The organism is Pseudomonas sp. NPDC077186 (genome assembly GCF_044543505.1).
Taxonomy (GTDB): domain Bacteria; phylum Pseudomonadota; class Gammaproteobacteria; order Pseudomonadales; family Pseudomonadaceae; genus Aquipseudomonas.
The window spans coordinates 425,615-442,499 of sequence record NZ_JBITWE010000003.1 but is presented as its reverse complement, the minus strand read 5'-3'; the positions used below and the strand labels follow the sequence as shown (position 1 = coordinate 442,499).

General features: G+C 63.1%; 12 protein-coding genes and 1 pseudogene. All 13 read left to right on the top strand.

Annotation, left to right across the window (positions count from 1 at the left end):
• The first annotated feature begins 6 nt into the window (after nucleotides 1-6).
• The 13 genes and pseudogenes from ACIGKL_RS14045 to ACIGKL_RS13985 all read left to right on the top strand — a co-directional run bounded on the left by ACIGKL_RS14045 (nucleotide 7) and on the right by ACIGKL_RS13985 (nucleotide 16,879).
• Nucleotides 7-141, top strand: a complete 135-nt coding sequence (locus tag ACIGKL_RS14045; RefSeq protein ID WP_017676356.1) for a hypothetical protein — start codon at nucleotides 7-9, stop codon at nucleotides 139-141.
• Between the two features lie 20 nt (nucleotides 142-161).
• Nucleotides 162-1,358: a type VI secretion system-associated FHA domain protein TagH gene (gene tagH / locus ACIGKL_RS14040; protein ID WP_397487232.1), complete on the top strand. Its 1,197-nt coding sequence runs from the start codon at nucleotides 162-164 to the stop codon at nucleotides 1,356-1,358.
• Nucleotides 1,359-1,363: 5 nt separating this feature from the next.
• Nucleotides 1,364-1,846: a type VI secretion system lipoprotein TssJ gene (gene tssJ / locus ACIGKL_RS14035; protein ID WP_397487231.1), complete on the top strand. Its 483-nt coding sequence runs from the start codon at nucleotides 1,364-1,366 to the stop codon at nucleotides 1,844-1,846.
• Nucleotides 1,843-3,174 carry a type VI secretion system baseplate subunit TssK gene (gene tssK / locus ACIGKL_RS14030; protein WP_397487230.1) on the top strand — a complete coding sequence of 444 codons (1,332 nt, stop codon included), beginning with the start codon at nucleotides 1,843-1,845 and terminating at the stop codon, nucleotides 3,172-3,174. Before tssJ ends, tssK begins: the two co-directional genes overlap by 4 nt.
• 2 nt (nucleotides 3,175-3,176) lie before the next feature.
• Nucleotides 3,177-4,058, top strand: a complete 882-nt coding sequence (gene icmH / locus ACIGKL_RS14025; RefSeq protein WP_397487229.1) for a type IVB secretion system protein IcmH/DotU — start codon at nucleotides 3,177-3,179, stop codon at nucleotides 4,056-4,058.
• Nucleotides 4,055-7,594, top strand: a complete 3,540-nt coding sequence (gene tssM / locus ACIGKL_RS14020; protein WP_397487228.1) for a type VI secretion system membrane subunit TssM — start codon at nucleotides 4,055-4,057, stop codon at nucleotides 7,592-7,594. The genes icmH and tssM overlap by 4 nt, the downstream gene beginning before the upstream one ends.
• Complete coding sequence (locus tag ACIGKL_RS14015; RefSeq protein ID WP_397487227.1) at nucleotides 7,594-8,322, top strand: PP2C family protein-serine/threonine phosphatase; 729 nt, start codon at nucleotides 7,594-7,596, stop codon at nucleotides 8,320-8,322. Before tssM ends, ACIGKL_RS14015 begins: the two co-directional genes overlap by 1 nt.
• Nucleotides 8,319-9,296, top strand: coding sequence for a serine/threonine-protein kinase (locus tag ACIGKL_RS14010; protein WP_397487226.1), 978 nt, complete (start codon nucleotides 8,319-8,321; stop codon nucleotides 9,294-9,296). The genes ACIGKL_RS14015 and ACIGKL_RS14010 overlap by 4 nt, the downstream gene beginning before the upstream one ends.
• Before the next feature lie 72 nt (nucleotides 9,297-9,368).
• Complete coding sequence (gene tssI, locus ACIGKL_RS14005; RefSeq protein WP_397487471.1) at nucleotides 9,369-11,456, top strand: type VI secretion system tip protein TssI/VgrG; 2,088 nt, start codon at nucleotides 9,369-9,371, stop codon at nucleotides 11,454-11,456.
• 60 nt (nucleotides 11,457-11,516) lie between these two features.
• Complete coding sequence (locus ACIGKL_RS14000; RefSeq protein ID WP_397487225.1) at nucleotides 11,517-13,856, top strand: hypothetical protein; 2,340 nt, start codon at nucleotides 11,517-11,519, stop codon at nucleotides 13,854-13,856.
• Entirely contained in the window at nucleotides 13,853-14,728 is an 876-nt protein-coding gene (locus ACIGKL_RS13995) for an XAC2610-related protein (RefSeq protein ID WP_397487224.1), read from the top strand. Before ACIGKL_RS14000 ends, ACIGKL_RS13995 begins: the two co-directional genes overlap by 4 nt.
• A gap of 163 nt (nucleotides 14,729-14,891) precedes the next feature.
• Nucleotides 14,892-16,397 (top strand): annotated as a pseudogene (gene tssI, locus ACIGKL_RS13990) (type VI secretion system tip protein TssI/VgrG); the annotation flags it as partial.
• 8 nt (nucleotides 16,398-16,405) lie between these two features.
• Nucleotides 16,406-16,879 carry a hypothetical protein gene (locus ACIGKL_RS13985; RefSeq protein WP_397487223.1) on the top strand — a complete coding sequence of 158 codons (474 nt, stop codon included), beginning with the start codon at nucleotides 16,406-16,408 and terminating at the stop codon, nucleotides 16,877-16,879.
• The last annotated feature ends 6 nt before the right edge of the window (nucleotides 16,880-16,885 follow it).

Sequence of the window (16,885 nt, the reverse complement as noted above, 5' to 3'; positions counted from 1 at the left end):
CATTCCATGCTGCATCGCTACCGGACCGCCGCCCTGCTGGCCCTGGCCATCGCCCTGGCCGGCTGCACCGGCAACTACAAGTTCAGCGACGACCAATACCGCCCGCTGGGCGATCCGCAAGCCGAGAAGCGCGGCCACTGACCGCGAGGAGCACAGTCACCATGGAACTGGTATTCGAGATGGTCAGCGCACAGCAGTTCGTGCCGGGTCTGTTGACCACCAAGACCTTCAAACAGGCCGGCGGCGTGATCGGCCGCGCCGAGGAGTGCGACTGGGTGATCCCCGATCGCAAGCGCATCCTCTCCAGCCGCCACGCCGAGGTCAGCTATCGCGATGGTGCGTTCTTCCTGACCGACACCAGCAGCAACGGCATCGCCCTTAAGGACAGCGGCGCCAGCCTGGCCAAGGGCCGCCCGCAGCGTATCGAACATGGCAGCGTGTATTGCCTGGGCGACTTCGAGATCCGTGCGCGGCTGGTGCGCGACCCGGCCATGTTCGAAGGCGATGTCGGCCTGCCCCAGGCGGCCGGCAGCATCATCCCCGACGACGCCTTCCTCGACCTCGACCCGCTCACCGCGCTGGAGCAGCAGGAGCGCGTCTACGCCGAGGTGGACGATCTGACCGCCGTGCTGCGCCCCAGCATGGCCCAGGCGCAGCAGCGCGACTACGCGCAGATCGACGAGGAAAACCTGCTGGTGCCCGAGCTGGTGATGCCCACGCCCGCGCCGCAGCCCAAGCCGGCGCCGGAGCCCGAGCGCCTGCCGCCGAGTTTCTGGGAGAAGTTCGCCGATGCCCTCGGCGTGCGCCTCGACGATCTCGATGACGATGCCCGCGAAGCCCTGGCGCTGAATGCCGCCAAGCTGCTCAAGCAGAGCGTCGCTAGCCTGCAGCAGGCCCTGCGTACCCGCGGCGAGCTGAAGAACGAGCTGCGTCTGGCCCTGACCACGGTGCAGGGCGCCGGCAACAACCCGCTCAAGCACGGTCTGGACTCCGGTGAGACATTGACCGCCCTGCTGCGTGGCGGCAAACCCGGTCAGCTGCCTGCCGAGCAGGCCATCAGCCGCGGCTTTCGCGACCTGCAGGCGCACCAGGTGGCGCTGCTCGCCGCCAGCCGCGCGGCGGTCAAGGGCATGTTCGAGCAGTTCGCCCCGGAGCAACTGGCCATGCGCTTCGAACGCAGCGGCCGCAAGCCGCTGCTCGCCACCGCCGGCAGCCGCTGGCGCGCCTACCGTCGTCTGCATGCGGACCTGCAGCAGAACGACGATTGGAGCGAGCGCCTGTTCACCCGCGATTTCGCCAGCGCCTACGAAGAGCAGGTTCGCCTGATCGCCACCCTCAATACCGACCTTCAAGGATGATGCCCATGCCTCGCCTGCTTTCCCTCGCCTTCATCGCCGCGCTGCTGAGCCTGGCCGGCTGCGCCGCGCTGTCGCCCTACTCGAGCATGACCAAGCTGGACCTGAGCCTGGCCGGCAGCGACCAGCTCAACCCCGATCTCAACGGCCGCCCCTCGCCCATTGTGCTGCGCCTGATGGAGCTCAAGCATCCGGTGGCCTTCGAGAACGCCGATTTCTTCTCCCTCTACCAGCGTCCCAAGGAGGCCCTGGCGCCCGATCTGGTGACCCTCGAGGAACTGGAGCTGCGCCCGGGCGAGACCCGTGAACTGAAGGTGTCGGTGGCCGAAGGCAGCCGCTACGTCGGTGTGCTCGCCGCCTACCGCGACCTGCCGGAAGCCAGCTGGCGCTACGTCATCGCCATCGACGCGCAGCAACGCAACGTGGCCAACCTGCGCCTCGACGAGCGCGGCATCCGCAACCTCGACGCCGAGCAGGAGCCCAGCCGATGAGCCAGCACAAAGTCATCTGGCAGGAGGGCATGCTGCTGCGCCCGCAGCACTTCCAGCAGAACGATCGTTACTTCGAGTACCAGCTCAAGGTGCGCACGCAGAAGCTCGACAGCTACGCCTGGGGCTTCTTCGAGCTGGAGATCGACCGCCAGTTCCTCAACATGGGCAAGCTGGTGGTGAGCAAGGCCAGCGGCGTGCTGCCAGACGGCAGTCTGTTCGACCTCGGCGCCGAGCGCGAGCCGCTGGGCCTGGACGTGCCGCCGAATACCGGCAATACCCCGGTGTACCTGGCGCTGCCGCTGGTCACCGGCAACCACATCGAGAGCCGCCGCCCGGAGCAGAAGGACGTGCTGGCGCGCTACGTCGCCTTCGACGAGGAAGTCGCCGACTGCAACGCCGGCGACAGCAGCCACAGCCAGGTCAGCACCGGCCGCCCGGATTTTCGCCTGCTGCTCGGCGAGCAGCAGAGCGACCAGGCCTACGTCAAGCTCAAGCTGTGCGAAGTGCTCGACACCACGCCGGACGGGGTGATCAGCCTCGACCCCGAGTTCAGCCCGACCTACGTCAACTTCCAGGCCTCCGGCTACCTGCTGAGCTGCCTCAAGGAAGTGATCAGCATGCTCGCCCACCGCGGCGACATCCTCGCCGAGCGCATCCGCGCCACCGGCAAGGTGGGCGGCGCCGAGGTCGGCGACTTCATGATGTTGCAGCTGATCAACCGCTACGAGCCGATCCTGCGCCACCACCTGGGCGTCGAGCAGGTGCACCCGGAGCAGATCTACCGCGAGCTGGTCGGCCTGCTCGGCGAGCTGGCCACCTTCTCCAGCGAGACCAAGCGCCCGCGCCTGGAAGGCCGCTACCTGCACAGCGACCAGGGCATGAGCTTCCGCAAGCTGATGGACGCCATTCGCCAGGTGCTGTCGATGGTGCTCGAACAGCACGCCATCGAAATGCTCCTGCAGCAGCGCCAGTACGGCATCCAGGTATCGCCGCTGCACGACCACAAGCTGCTCGGCACCTCCAGCTTCGTCCTCGCCGCCAGCGCCCAGTGCGACTCCGAGGAGCTGCGCCAGCGCCTGCCGGCGCACCTCAAGGTCGGCCCGGTGGAGCGCATCCGCCAGCTGGTCAACCTGCACCTGCCGGGGATCAAGGTCAAACCGCTGCCGGTGGCGCCACGGCAGATTCCCTTCCATTCGGGCAAGACCTACTTCGCCTTGGAGCTCAGCTCCGAGGAGCTGGCGCAGCTGGAACGCTCCGGCGGCTTCGCCTTCCACGTGTCCGGCGAGTTCTCCGGGCTTGAGCTGAAATTCTGGGCGATCAGGAACTGACCATGACAACCAAGGAAATGGAATACGGCCAGGATGACAAGACGGTCATCCTCAACCGCAAGGGTGAATCGCGCGCAGAAAGCCCGCTGACCGACTTCAGCGCGCCGCCGAAATTCGAGCAGCTGGAAGAGCGCATGATCTTCGCCGCGCGCTTGCGCCCGGCGGAGAGCTTCAACATCAGCCTCAACCCGCTGGTGGCAGCGGCGTCCTCGCTGCTCTCGGAAGTGGTGCGCCTCAAGCACAGTTTCGACAGCGAGGACATGGATGCGCTCAACCAGCGCCTGACCCGCGAGATCAAGGTGTTCGAACACCGTGCCCTGCACGATGGCGCCGAGAGCAGCCAGGTGATGGCCGCACGCTACGTGCTATGCACCGTGGTCGACGAAGCGGTGGTGACCACGCCCTGGGGCAACGAGAGCCAGTGGTCGCAGATGAGCCTGCTGTCCTCCTTCCACAACGAGACCTTCGGCGGCGAGAAGTTCTTCCAGCTGCTCGAGCGCCTGTCGCGCAACCCGGTCAAGCACCTACCGATGCTGGAGCTGATGTACCTGTGCCTGTCGCTCGGTTTCGAGGGCAAGTACCGCGTGCTGCCGCGCGGCATGCTCGAACTGGAAGCGGTGCGCGACAGCCTCTACCGGCAGATCCGTCAGCTGCGCGGCGACGTGCCGCGCGAAGTCTCGCCGCACTGGCAGGGCCTCAAGGACACCCGCCGGCGCCTGGTGCGCATCGTGCCCTGGTGGCTGGTGGCGCTGTTCACCCTGATGTGCCTGGTGATGATGTACGCCGGTTTCGCCTGGGTGCTCGGCGAGCAGCGCGACACCGTCCTCAAGCCGTATCAGCAACTCGACCCGGCCTCGGGTGTCAGCATGGATGACGTGAAATGAAGAGCTTCTTCGCCAAATTGGGCGCCTTTTTCCGCAAGACCTGGGTCTGGAGCCTGCTGCTGGTGCTGGTCCTCGCCCTGCTGGTGTGGTTCGTCGGCCCGCTGCTGGCGGTCGACGACCATAAGTTCTGGGAGTCGGCCACCAGCCGCCTGCTGACCATCAGCCTGCTGTTCCTGCTCTGGGGCCTGGCCATGGTGTTCGCCAGCTGGCGCGCCACCGCACGCAAGAAGGCCGAGGAGAACGACGCCGACGCGCAGGAGCGCCTGCGCCGCGAGGGGCAGATCGGCGAGGAACAGGCCGAACTGCGCCACCGCTTCAAGGACGCCCTGCGCACCCTCAAGCGCTCCAGCCTGTACCGCGGGCGCAGCGAGAAGTGGCGCAACGACCTGCCCTGGTACCTGCTGCTCGGCCCGCAGGGCAGCGGCAAGACCAGCCTGCTGGACTTCTCCGGCCTGGACTTCCCGCTCAACCGCGGCGACAGCCAGCGCCTGACCAAGGACGTGTCCGGCACCCGTTATGCCGACTGGTACTTCGCCGACCACGCCGTGCTGATCGACACCGCCGGGCGCTACCTGACCCAGCCCGACGCGCAGGTCGACGGCCGCGCCTGGGGTACTCTGCTCGGCCTGCTGCGCCAGCGCCGCGCGCGCCCGCTCAACGGCGTGCTGGTGAGCATTCCGGTCGAGCAGCTGCAGGGCGGCAGCGAGGTGGAGCTGGAAACCCTGGCCCGCCAGACCCGCCAGCGCCTGCACGAGATCCATCAGCGCCTGGGCGCCGACGTGCCGGTCTACCTGGTGCTGAGCAAGGCCGACCAGGTGCTGGGCTTCGACGAGTTCTTCGACCAGCTGTCGCGCGAGGAGAGCGAGCAGGTGCTCGGCGCCAGCTTCCGCAAGGAGCAGAACGCCAGCGACGTGGGCGTGGTGCGCCAGGAATTCGAGGAACTGCTGCGCCGCCTCAACAGCCAGGTGATCCTGCGCATGCACCAGGAGCGCGACACCCAGCGCCGTGGTCGCATCCTCGACTTCCCGCACCAGCTCGGCCAGATCGGCGAGCGCCTGTGCCTGTTCATCGAACTGGCCTTCGCCGGCAATCGCTACCAGCGCGCCAGCAAGCTGCGCGGCTTCTACCTGACCAGCGCACCGCAGCTGGGCGAACAGCTCGACCCGCTGACCGCCGGCATCGGCCGCAACCTCGGCCTGGCCGGCAGCGCGTTGCCGACCTTCCGCAGCGGTCGTGCACGCTTCATCAACCAGCTGCTCAGCCGGGTGATCTTCCCCGAAGCGGAGCTGGCCGGGCTCGACCAGAAGGAAGTGCGCCGCATCGACTGGGGCCAGCGCGCCATGTATGCCACCGCCTTCGCCGTGCTGGCGCTGTTCGGCGTGCTCTGGGCCAGCGGTTTCTCGGCCAACCACGGGCGCCTGGAACAGCTGCGCGAGATCGCCCAGAAGCTCACCCGCGAGCACCAGGCGATCAACCCGCAGGACGACGCCCTGCAGACCCTCAAGGCGCTGGACAGCAGCTACGCCGCCACCCTGGTGTTCCCGCCCAAGGGCGAGGTGTCCTACCTGCAGCGCACCGGCCTGTTCCAGGGCGAGGCGGTCAACCCGCCGCTGTATTCGACCTACCGCGCCGAGCTGGAAAACCTGCTGCTGCCGCGCGTGGCGCGTCAGCTGGAAGCACAGATCCGCGCCAACCTCGGCGACCGCGAGCGCCTGCTCGGCAGCCTGCGCGCCTACCTGATGCTCAACCTGGAAGAGCGCCGCGACGCCGCCTTCCTCGAGGAGTGGGTGGCCGCCGACTGGTCGCTGCGCTACGCCGGCAACAGCCCGGCGCAGCATGGCCTGAACACCCATTTCGCCCGTCTGCTCGACGAGTCCTTCGCGCCCTATGCGCTCAACGCCCAGCTGGTCGCCCAGGCGCGCCAGGTGCTGCGCAGCGAGTCGTTGGCGGCCGTGGTCTATCGCATGCTGCGCGAACAGGCACGCAGCCTGCCGGACTACCGCCTGAGCCAGAAGCTCGGCCCGCAGGCCGGGCTGATCAACGGCAGCGACTACGCCATTCCCGGTTTCTACACCCAGAACGGCTACAGCAAGACCTTCACCGCCCAAGGCGGCAACCTGGTGCGCGAGATTCTGCGTGACAACTGGGTGCTGGGCGAGGGCGAGACCCTCAGCGCCGGCGACCTCGGCCGTCTGATGGTGGAGCTGGAGCAGCTGTACTTCCGCGACTACGGCAACTACTGGGGCGAGGCCGTCGCCCAGCTCAGCCTGGAGCCGATCGGCAGTGCCGGCCGTGGCGCCGCCCTGCTCGGCGGCCTGACCGCGGCCAATTCGCCGCTGCTGCAGTTGCTGGTGGAAGTGCGCGACAACACCCGCTTCAAGGGCCTGGCCGAGGCCGCCGACGATGCCGGCGCCGCCGCCGAGGCGCTGGAAGGCGCCAAGGGCAAGCTGGGCAAGGCTGCCAAGCTGGCCAGCGCCGCCGCCGAACAGACGCAGCAGGCGCTGGCCAAGAACACCCCGGACACCGCGCGCAAGACCCTGGAGCGCCGCTTCGAGGTGCTGCACAAGCTGCTCGACGACAACGGCGGCGCCGGCGTCGACCTGGCCGCCAGCCTGCAGGCATTGGACGAACTGCAGCGCCAGCTGGCCAGCCTGGCCAATGCCGGTGCCAGCGACCAGGCTGCGTTCGAGATGGCCAAGGCGCGCATGGCCGGCAAGCGCGATGCGATCAACCAGGTACGCAGCGCCGCCGCGCGACTGCCGCAGCCGGTGGGCAACTGGCTGGCGCTGCTGGCCGAGGACAGCTGGACCCTGGTGCTCAACGACGCCTACCACTTCCTCAACCAGCGCTATCAGAGCGAGCTGTACGCCGCCTACGACAACTCGCTGAAACAGCGTTACCCCTTCAGCGCGCACAGCGAGAGCGACGTGGCGGTGGCGGATTTCCGCGAGTTCTTCAAGGCCCAGGGCATCGCCGAGCGCTTCTTCGACAGTTACCTGCGCCCCTTCGTCAGCGGCAGCGCCGACGAGTATCGCCTGCGCCGCGTCGATGGCCGCGGCCTGCCGCTGTCGCGCGAGTTCCTCCTGCAGATGAGTCGCGCCCAGGTGATCCGCCGCAGCTTCTTCGCCGAGAATCCGGCCGAGCCGCAGGTGCTGTTCAAGCTCGAGCCCTACTCGCTGGACTCCAGCCTGAGCCGCGCCGACTTCCGCTTCGGCAAGCAGCAGCTGGAATACCGTCACGGCCCGATCGTCGCCACCGCCTTCCGCTGGCCGGCGGCGAGCGAGGAGGATCGCACCAGCCTGGTGGTCGAGGAGCTGGGCGGCCGCCGCGTCGGCATCGAGAAGAACACCGGCCCCTGGTCGCTGTTCCGCCTGCTCGATCTGATGGACGTGGACTATCACAGCGGCCGCGACGTGCTGATCCTCAAGGCCGACCTGGGCGGTCTGCGCGCCAACTACCTGCTGCACAGCCAGCGCTCGCCGAACCCGTTCGACATCGGCCTGCTGCGCAGCTTCAAGCTGCCGGCGACGCTCTGATGCCGGCAGTCGCCAGCGCCTGGCGCAGCGCCGCGCGCACCGATACCGGCAAGGTGCGCGCACGCAACGAGGACGCCTTCCTGGCCCTGCCCGAGCAGGGCCTGTGGGTGGTGGCCGACGGTATGGGCGGGCACCAGAACGGCGCCCTGGCCAGCCGCCTGGTCGTCGAGCAACTGGCCGAGCTGGCGCAGGGCAGTCTGGAGCAGCGCCTGGTGGAGTTGCGCCAGGCGCTGCACCGGCTCAACCATCGTCTCGGCCAGGAGCTGACGGTGACCGCCGAGCGCCCGGACACGCTGATCGGCAGCACCGTGGTCGCCCTGCTGCTCGACGGCGACCGCGCCGCCTGCGTCTGGGCCGGCGACAGCCGCTGCTACCTGTGGCGTGGCGCGCGGCTGTACCAGCTCAGCCGCGATCATTCGCTGCTGCAGCAACTGATCGACGAACAGGGCCTGACGCCGCAGGAGGCCGCGCGCCATCCGGCGGCGCATGCCCTGACCCGCGCCATCGGCGCCAGCGAGACCCTGCAGCTGGATATCCTCGAACTCGACGTGCTGCCCGGCGACGTCTTTTTGCTGTGCAGCGACGGCCTCTACCAGGGTGTGTCCGCCGACGAGCTGGGCGCCTGCCTCAACCTGCCTTCGCCGCACCTGGCCGTGGAGCGCCTGTTCCAGCGCGTGCTCGACGGTCCGGCCCGTGACAACCTCAGTGCCGTGGTGATCCGCCAATGATCGAAGCCGCCGAAGCCAGCGACCTCACCTACTTCGCCCTGGCCGCCACCGCCGCCAGGGAGCCCGTGCGCGAAACGCCGCGCCAGGCACCCGGCGAGCTGCCGGAGGTGCTCGGCGGCCGCTACCGGATCGAGCGTCTGCTCGGCGTCGGCGGTATGGGCGCGGTATATCGCGCCCGCGACCTGCTGCGCGAGCAGTTCGGCGACCCCGAGCCCTATGTCGCGCTGAAGACCCTCAGCGACGACTTCGCCGAATACCCGGACGCCAACGCCCTGCTCTACAGCGAGTTCGCCCTCACCGCGCGGCTCAGCCACCCCAACGTGGTGCGCCTGTTCGGCTTCGAGGTGGACATACCCAGCCAGCGCGCCTTTATCACCCTGGAACTGCTGCGCGGCCTGACCCTCGATCAACTGCTCTGCGAACGCCCCGAGGGCCTGCCCTGGGACGAGCTGCGCGGTATCGCCATCCCGCTGCTCGAAGCCCTGTGCTATTCGCACCAGCTGGGCGTGCTGCATGGCGATCTCAAGCCCAGCAATGTGATGCTGGCCGAAGACGGCCTGCGCCTGTTCGACTATGGTCTCGGCCAGCCCGTGGAGGGCCTGCTGCCCGGTCTGCCACGCCTGTGCCGCAGCCGCATCGCCGCCTGGACACCGCGCTACGCCGCGCTGGAGTTGCTCGAAGGCGCGCCGCTGTCGGCGGCTGCCGATGTCTACGCCCTGGCTTGTGTGCTGTACGAGCTGGCCAGTGGTCGCCATCCGTTCAACCGCCTCAGCGCCAAACAAGCCAAGGCCATGGAGCTGAACCAGAAGCTGCAACGCCCCGGGCAGTTACCGGCACATTGCTGGCCCGCTCTGCGTACTGCGCTGGCGTTTGAGGAGGCGCAGCGCAGCATCAGCTGCGCGCAGTTGCTTGAGGTATTTCGCCAACCTACGTCTAGCGGCTGGCGGCACTGGTTCCGACGCCGCAACTCGTAGGTTGGCGCTGAGGCACGAAGCCCAACGGCTCTTCGCGGCATCAATGGATGATCTCTTCACAAGGAAATGACTATGTTCAACCCGGCCAACGAAACCCATTTCAGCCTGACCATCGAAGGCCTCGAGCACGACCTGCAGGTGCTCGAATTCAACGGCCGCGAGGCCATCAGCCAGCCCTATCGCTTCGACGTCGAGCTGATCAGCGAACGCCCGGATCTCGATCTGGCCAGCCTGCTGCATCAGCGCGCCTTCCTCGCCTTCAGCCCCAGCGGCGATGGTATCCACGGGCTGATCCACCGGGTCGAACAGGGCGAATCCGGCAAGCGCCTGACCCGCTATCGCCTGGCCATCGTGCCGCAGCTCGCCTACCTGGCGCACCGCACCAACCAGCGCATCTTCCAGCACCTGACGGTGCCGCAGATCGTCGCCCAGGTGCTGGAAGAACACGGCATCGTCGAGGGTAGCTACCAGTTCCAGCTCGGCCCCAGCGTCTACCCCCAGCGCGAGTACTGCGTGCAGTACGACGAGAGCGACCTGCATTTCGTCCAGCGCCTGTGCGAGGAGGAAGGCATTCACTACCACTTCCAGCACGGCGAAGACGGCCACGTGCTGACCTTCGGCGACGACCAGACTGCCTTCGCCAAGCTCGGCCAGCCTACGCCCTATATCCAGGACAGCGGCATGACCGCCGACGATCCGGTGATCAAGCGCCTGGCCCTGCGCCTGGAAACCCGCACCCGCAGCACCACCCGCCGCGACTATGACTTCGAGCAGCCGCGCCTGCTGCTGGAGGCGACCTACCAGGGCGAACAGGCCGGCGAGAACGACGGCCTGCCCGATCTGGAAGACTACGACTATCCCGGCCGCTACACCGACCGCACCCGCGGCAAGCACCTGGCCAAACGCGCCCTGGAACGCCACCGCGCCGACTACCAGCAACTGCAAGGCCAGAGCGACCAGCCGCGGCTGGTCACGGGGCATCTGCTGGAAATCTCCGAACACCCGCGCCGCGAATGGAACGACCTGTGGCTGCTCACCGAAGTGCTGCACGAAGGCAAGCAACCGCAGGTGCTGGAGGAGTCGGTACTTAATCTCTCCTCTCCCATTCATGGGAGAGGAGCCGGGGGAGAGGCTGCATCAGGCGACGCCGACTTCCACCAAGGCTACCGCAACCGCTTCCTCGCCACCCCCTGGAACGTGCCCTACCGCCCGCCACTGGAACACCGCAAACCCAAGGTACTGGGCAGCCAAACCGCCGTGGTCACCGGCCCTGCCGGCGAAGAAATCCACTGCGACCAATATGGCCGGGTGAAGGTGCAGTTCTTCTGGGATCGCGAAGGTCAGGCCGACGACAAGACCAGCTGCTGGCTGCGCGTCAGCTCCAGCTGGGCGGGTGATCGCTACGGCGCCATCAGCATCCCGCGCATCGGCATGGAGGTGCTGGTCACCTTCCTCGAAGGCGACCCCGACCAGCCCCTGGTCACTGGCTGCCTGTACCACGCCGAACACGTCGTGCCTTACGACCTGCCGGCTAACAAGACCCGCAGTGTATTCAAGACCCTGAGCAGCCCTGGCGGTGGCGGCTACAACGAACTGCGCATCGAGGATCGCAAGGGCGCCGAGCAGATCTATATCCACGCCCAGCGCGACTGGGACGAGAACATCGAACACGACCAGAAGATCCGCGTCGGCAACGAACGCCACGACACCGTCGAGGCCAACAGCTACACCGAGCTAAAGGCCGAGGAACACCTCACCGTCACCGCCGAGCGCAAGGTCGAGGTCAAGCCGCAGGATCACCTGACGGTGGCGACCGACCAGCACATCAAGCTGGGCACCGCGCAACTGACCAAGGCCGGCCGCGAGATCCACCTCAAGGCCGGGCAGAAAATGGTCATCGAAGCGGGTATCGAACTGACCATCAAAGCCGGCGGCAGCTTTATCAAACTCGACCCCGGCGGCATCACCCTCAGCGGCCCGCTGGCCAGGATCAACGCCGGCGGCTCGCCGGGCAAGGGCTCGGGGCTCAAGATCAAACCGCCCGTGCTGCCGGGGATGGCCGATAGCGACAAGGCGGGGAGTTTGTTGGAGCAGGCGCAGCCGGGCGAGTTGGCCAGTACGCCGCTGAAGCGTAAACGGACGCTCAACTTCTCCGGTTAAGACAGGGATAAACGCCGGCCGCCCAGACAGCCGGCAGTCAAGGTAAAGGACGGATTTAAGATGGCCGAGAACAAACCGATCAATTGGGCTTATCCTTTTCCCAGCAAGGAAACGAGCAGCAATCCGCTGCAGCTTCTTACCCATATGGCCAAGGCCAAGGGCGGCTACTACCCGACTGGCGAAAATGGCCTGTGGCATGGCGGGGTACATTTCGATGAAGGCACTGCAGCCGTATTCGATCAGTCGAGTGTGCGTTGCATCGCCGATGGTGAAGTGATTGCTTACCGTATCGACGAGCGCTATCCGATCAGCGAGTTCACTGATGAAATTCCAAGAGTCAAGCGGGCGCTATTTTCCACAGGATTCGTTCTGGTCAAACACATTCTTCAGCCGCCACAACCCAAGAAAGCCGAGGGCGACGCAACTGATGAGCAAATACCTCCGAGTCTGACTCTCTACAGCTTGTACATGCATTTACAGGATTGGGAGAGCTATCAGGCTAAACTCGATCTGCCACGACCAGCCTTTTGGGAGGCCAAGAGCTATATCGTCAATACCCAAAGTGGAGGCTTGGGCGTCCGTGCTAACCCTGACGCCAACTCCACTAGATTGTCCGAACTCTCCAAGGGTGCAGAAATCACGGTGAGCGCCGCAGAGGGTGGTTTTGTCAAACTTGTCAGCATCATCAGCGGCGCAGCAAGCTCAGCCCTTACGGCCGATGGTGAAGGCAATCTACCTGGCTATGTTTCCTCCAAATTTCTGACCCCTCGGAGTGAGCCCAAAGATCCAGGCACGCTCGTCATCCTAGGCGAAGGCATCTCGATCAAGGCGGGCGAACTGATTGGCCACCCTGGGATTTATCAGAATCACAATGGATCAGCTCATCCTCTCGTCCATCTCGAAGTCTTCAGTTGCGACGATGTGCCTGGTTTTATCGCGCAGAGCCGCGCCTGGGCCAATCGGTTGCCCGCAGATCAGAAAACCCTGCTCAAGGTCTATAAGGGCGCGAGTAAATTGATTGCCCATCGTGATGACATCAATGCGGGCAACCCACCCAAGCTAAGCGACAACGGCAGCCAGATCGGCGTCGACCTGATCATTCCCCAGGCACTGCTGGATGGCCTACCAGCGGCGAACAAAATTCAAGTCAAAGCTTCTGTTGGAGGCGGCATCACGCCTAGCACAACCTCCTGGTGGCGGCTGGATGGATTGTTCGCTGACGAGAATGGCAATTCCATCGACGGCTGGTTAGCCGAACAAGACATGATCACCACTCGTCATAGCCCTTGGGAATGGCTGGATTTCCAATGGGTTGAGGACACCGGAACACCCTTGGAGAAACTGGCCTATGCCTTCAACGCCAGGGGCATGCTGAGTACGGACGAACAGCACAACTATCGTGCCCAGATCAGCAAGGCTGATGGCGGCCCTATCGTGGCGCTTGCTCGACTCTACGATATCGTCGACACCGATGAAGATGGTGTATTGACCAGCGATGAAATCCGAGCAGCGCTGGCCAGGCCTTGGCATGCCCAAGTGCTCGGGCAGTTGATCGTCAAGTATGAAAGCGAGTGGTTCTGGAATAAGGCCAAATGGGATGAGCTTGATCCGTTGCTGGCGGAAGAGCCGGGTAAGCCGAATCCGATCTGGGAAGTTGAAAAGCAGCGGATCGAGAAGCTGAGTTGGTGGAAAGAGTTGGCGGGGAAGCATGGGATTAGTGGGGGTGGGAAGGCTTGGTATTTTCAGCCTATAGATCTAATTGCGAATTTACACACGCACAAACAGCTACTTGTTTCAAGGAAGGTGCTCGCTGCAATAATGTTGTCTGCTTCAGAAGAAACAATAGACAAATACCTAGCCCCAATTAATCACACATTAAATGTCTTCGAAATAAATACACCGCTCAGAATTGCTCATTTCTTGGCTCAAGTAGGACATGAAACCGGAGAATTAAAATTTTCAGAAGAGCTAAGTTCAGGAACGCAATACGAAGGCAGGGCGAGCTTAGGGAATAGCCAATCGGGTGATGGCCCAAGGTTTAAAGGACGAGGCCTCCTTCAAGTTACAGGGCGTGCCAATTACTCAGAGTGCGAGGCATATCTGAAAACTTTATCAGAATATGCGGATCTAGATATAACATCCTCAACAGAGAAAGCCGAGCAACTATCTACGAATCCTGAGTTGGCTGCACTCGCCTCAGGTTATTACTGGGCCAAACTAAAGCCAAAACTAAACGCCGTAGCGGATGCAGATGATTTATTCTGGGTCTCAGTCTATGTAAATGGATGGCAAGCTCAGGTGAATCCGTTTTACCCTACTCGTCCCAAAGAACCAAATAATATGCACCATCGATCACTAATGCTAGATCGAGCTAAAAATGCACTTGGAATAACGCCATGAAGAAAAGTATTTTTTATTTAATGTTTTTTCTACCGCTCAACTCTTTAGCAGGGGATTTAGAGATAAGTGAGATCATCGCCTATGGCGGAACCATTTCCAACAAAAATATAATCATGACACTGAGCGCCCAAAAAGGAAACGTGAGCGGGGATTATTTCTACAGCAAATATAAAGTGTCAATTCCTCTACATGGCAGTATTTCAGACTCAAAGCTACACCTCGTAGAAAAAACTCTTAATGGCGACGCATATATTGACGCAGAGAAAAAAGAAGGCACCATAGACGGAACATGGGAGCTCAATGGGAAAGCACATAAAATTCATGCCCAAGCACTAAGCAAATCATACGAGGATATAATTAAGGGGGTTGATGTTACGAAGCAAGACGATCCGAACAAGACCCTGAACATAATTTTCAAAAACGGTATAAATCAAAGCATAGATATTTCAACATTAGAAGATTCAACACTAATCATTTTTGAAGACTTCACCTTCGACGGTTATCCTGACATGCGAGTTCTTGAACTTGAGGCCGGAGGAAATAGTTCATTTATATATTTTGAGTACGATGTCACAACTGGAACGTACGTAAATTCTTCCGCCGAAATAAGAGATTTAGTCAACCCCAGGATCATTCACAGTGAAAATACCATAATGTCGACCTCAAGAGATGGTTGCTGTGTTTATTATGTAAAAAAGATACTACCTAAAGAATCTCATTTTGCCATTTATGACTTTGAATCAAAATCTGGACATGTAACTATAACTAACAAAGCAACAGGAGATGTGTCAACAAAGCCAATAGGGAAAGATTATTTTGAAGATAATTACCTGAGTTTCACTGGCTCTATAAAATCAAGCCGCGACCAGTAGACCAGCTAATGAACCATCCCCTCCTACCCTGACGCTTTACAGCCTGCACTTGCAGGATTGGGCGGGTTATCAGGCCAAATTCGATCTGCCACGACCAGCCTTTTGGGAGGCTAAGGGAAAATGTTTCTCGTTGTATCAGGCCAAAATAGAAAGTGACCACAAATATATCCAGGACAGCGGCATGACCGCCGACGATCCGGTGATCAAGCGCCTGGCCCTGCGCCTGGAAACCCGCACCCGTAGCACCACTCGCCGCGACTATGACTTCGAGCAGCCGCGCCTGCTGCTGGAGGCCTCCTATCAGGGCGAACAGGCCGGCGAAAACGACGGCCTGCCCGATCTGGAAGACTACGACTATCCCGGCCGCTACACCGACCGCACCCGCGGCAAGCACCTGGCCAAGCGCGCCCTGGAGCGCCACCGTGCCGACTACCAGCAACTGCAAGGCCAGAGCGACCAGCCGCGGCTGGTCACGGGGCATCTGTTGGAAATCTCCGAACACCCGCGCCGCGAATGGAACGACCTGTGGCTGCTCACCGAAGTGCTGCACGAAGGCAAGCAACCGCAGGTGCTGGAAGAGTCCATCACGAACGATCTACGCGGAACGGCTCCCTCGCCCCTCCGGGGAGAGGGCTGGGGAGAGGGGGCGGAGGGTGACACCGATTTCACCCAAGGCTACCGCAACCGCTTCCTCGCCACCCCCTGGAACGTGCCCTACCGCCCGCCACTGGAACACCGCAAACCCAAGGTACTGGGCAGCCAGACCGCCGTGGTCACAGGCCCTGCCGGCGAAGAAATCCACTGCGACCAATATGGCCGGGTCAAGGTGCAGTTCTTCTGGGACCGCGAGGGCCAGGCCGACGAAAAGACCAGCTGCTGGCTACGCGTCTCCAGCAGTTGGGCCGGTGATCGCTACGGCGCCATCAGCATCCCGCGTATCGGCATGGAAGTGCTGGTCACCTTCCTCGAAGGGGACCCCGACCAGCCCCTGGTCACTGGCTGCCTGTACCACGCCGAACACGTCGTGCCTTACGACCTGCCGGCTAACAAGACCCGCAGTGTATTCAAGACCCTGAGCAGCCCTGGCGGTGGCGGCTACAACGAACTGCGCATCGAGGATCGCAAGGGCGCCGAGCAGATCTATATCCACGCCCAGCGCGACTGGGACGAGAACATCGAACACGACCAGAAGATCCGCGTCGGCAACGAACGCCACGACACCGTCGAGGCCAACAGCTACACCGAGCTAAAGGCCGAGGAACACCTCACCGTCACCGCCGAGCGCAAGGTCGAGGTCAAGCCGCAGGATCACCTGACGGTGGCGACCGACCAGCACATCAAGCTGGGCACCGCGCAACTGACCAAGGCCGGCCGCGAGATCCACCTCAAGGCCGGGCAGAAAATGGTCATCGAAGCGGGTATCGAACTGACCATCAAAGCCGGCGGCAGCTTTATCAAACTCGACCCCGGCGGCATCACCCTCAGCGGCCCGCTGGCCAGGATCAACGCCGGCGGCTCGCCGGGCAAGGGCTCGGGGCTCAAGATCAAACCGCCCGTGCTGCCGGGGATGGCCGATAGCGACAAGGCGGGGAGTTTGTTGGAGCAGGCGTTCGCCAATCTGCTCAACCCCAGCAAGAAAGTGAAGAGAACCATGAATTTTTCGGGCTGAACCAAACGATGAATACCAGGATCAAGAAACACCCCTTGCAACGCCGCGCAGGCCAGGCACTGTTGTTCATCCTGTTCTGTGGGTACTTGGCGGGTTGCGCCGCCCTCGAACTCGAACCCATCACCTACCAAGAAGCCGTCACCCAGTACCAGGAAGGGGGCGGCATCGAGAACTACCGTTGCGCGCTGGTACCGGCCGATGAGCACTACGGGGCGCTGCCCGGCGCCCAGCCGATCGCCGTGGAAATCGACGAGGTGCTATTCGTCAAGATCGCCGGCACCGTCCAGGAACTGCAACAGACCGAGATCACCGAGACCGGCGCGGCATACGCCCATGCCGACATGAGCGCCACGCTCACGACCGTCGGGCAGTTCAATCACTCGGAATACAACGAGTCGGATGACCGGCACGTCGACCTCACCTTCGACTCGGGCGGCAAGACAGAGACATACAAGACCTTCGGAGCGGCCTGCGGCCTCTGACCGTTC

What these genes read in the sequence shown, in the direction of transcription:
- tagH (WP_397487232.1), top strand. Translation starts at nt 162, where the DNA reads ATGGAACTGGTATTCGAGATGGTCAGCGCACAGCAGTTCGTGCCGGGT.
- icmH (WP_397487229.1), top strand. Translation starts at nt 3,177, where the DNA reads ATGACAACCAAGGAAATGGAATACGGCCAGGATGACAAGACGGTCATC.
- ACIGKL_RS13995 (WP_397487224.1), top strand. Translation starts at nt 13,853, where the DNA reads ATGAAGAAAAGTATTTTTTATTTAATGTTTTTTCTACCGCTCAACTCT.
- tssK (WP_397487230.1), top strand. Translation starts at nt 1,843, where the DNA reads ATGAGCCAGCACAAAGTCATCTGGCAGGAGGGCATGCTGCTGCGCCCG.
- tssI (WP_397487471.1), top strand. Translation starts at nt 9,369, where the DNA reads ATGTTCAACCCGGCCAACGAAACCCATTTCAGCCTGACCATCGAAGGC.
- ACIGKL_RS14010 (WP_397487226.1), top strand. Translation starts at nt 8,319, where the DNA reads ATGATCGAAGCCGCCGAAGCCAGCGACCTCACCTACTTCGCCCTGGCC.
- tssM (WP_397487228.1), top strand. Translation starts at nt 4,055, where the DNA reads ATGAAGAGCTTCTTCGCCAAATTGGGCGCCTTTTTCCGCAAGACCTGG.
- ACIGKL_RS13985 (WP_397487223.1), top strand. Translation starts at nt 16,406, where the DNA reads ATGAATACCAGGATCAAGAAACACCCCTTGCAACGCCGCGCAGGCCAG.
- ACIGKL_RS14015 (WP_397487227.1), top strand. Translation starts at nt 7,594, where the DNA reads ATGCCGGCAGTCGCCAGCGCCTGGCGCAGCGCCGCGCGCACCGATACC.
- tssJ (WP_397487231.1), top strand. Translation starts at nt 1,364, where the DNA reads ATGCCTCGCCTGCTTTCCCTCGCCTTCATCGCCGCGCTGCTGAGCCTG.
- ACIGKL_RS14045 (WP_017676356.1), top strand. Translation starts at nt 7, where the DNA reads ATGCTGCATCGCTACCGGACCGCCGCCCTGCTGGCCCTGGCCATCGCC.
- ACIGKL_RS14000 (WP_397487225.1), top strand. Translation starts at nt 11,517, where the DNA reads ATGGCCGAGAACAAACCGATCAATTGGGCTTATCCTTTTCCCAGCAAG.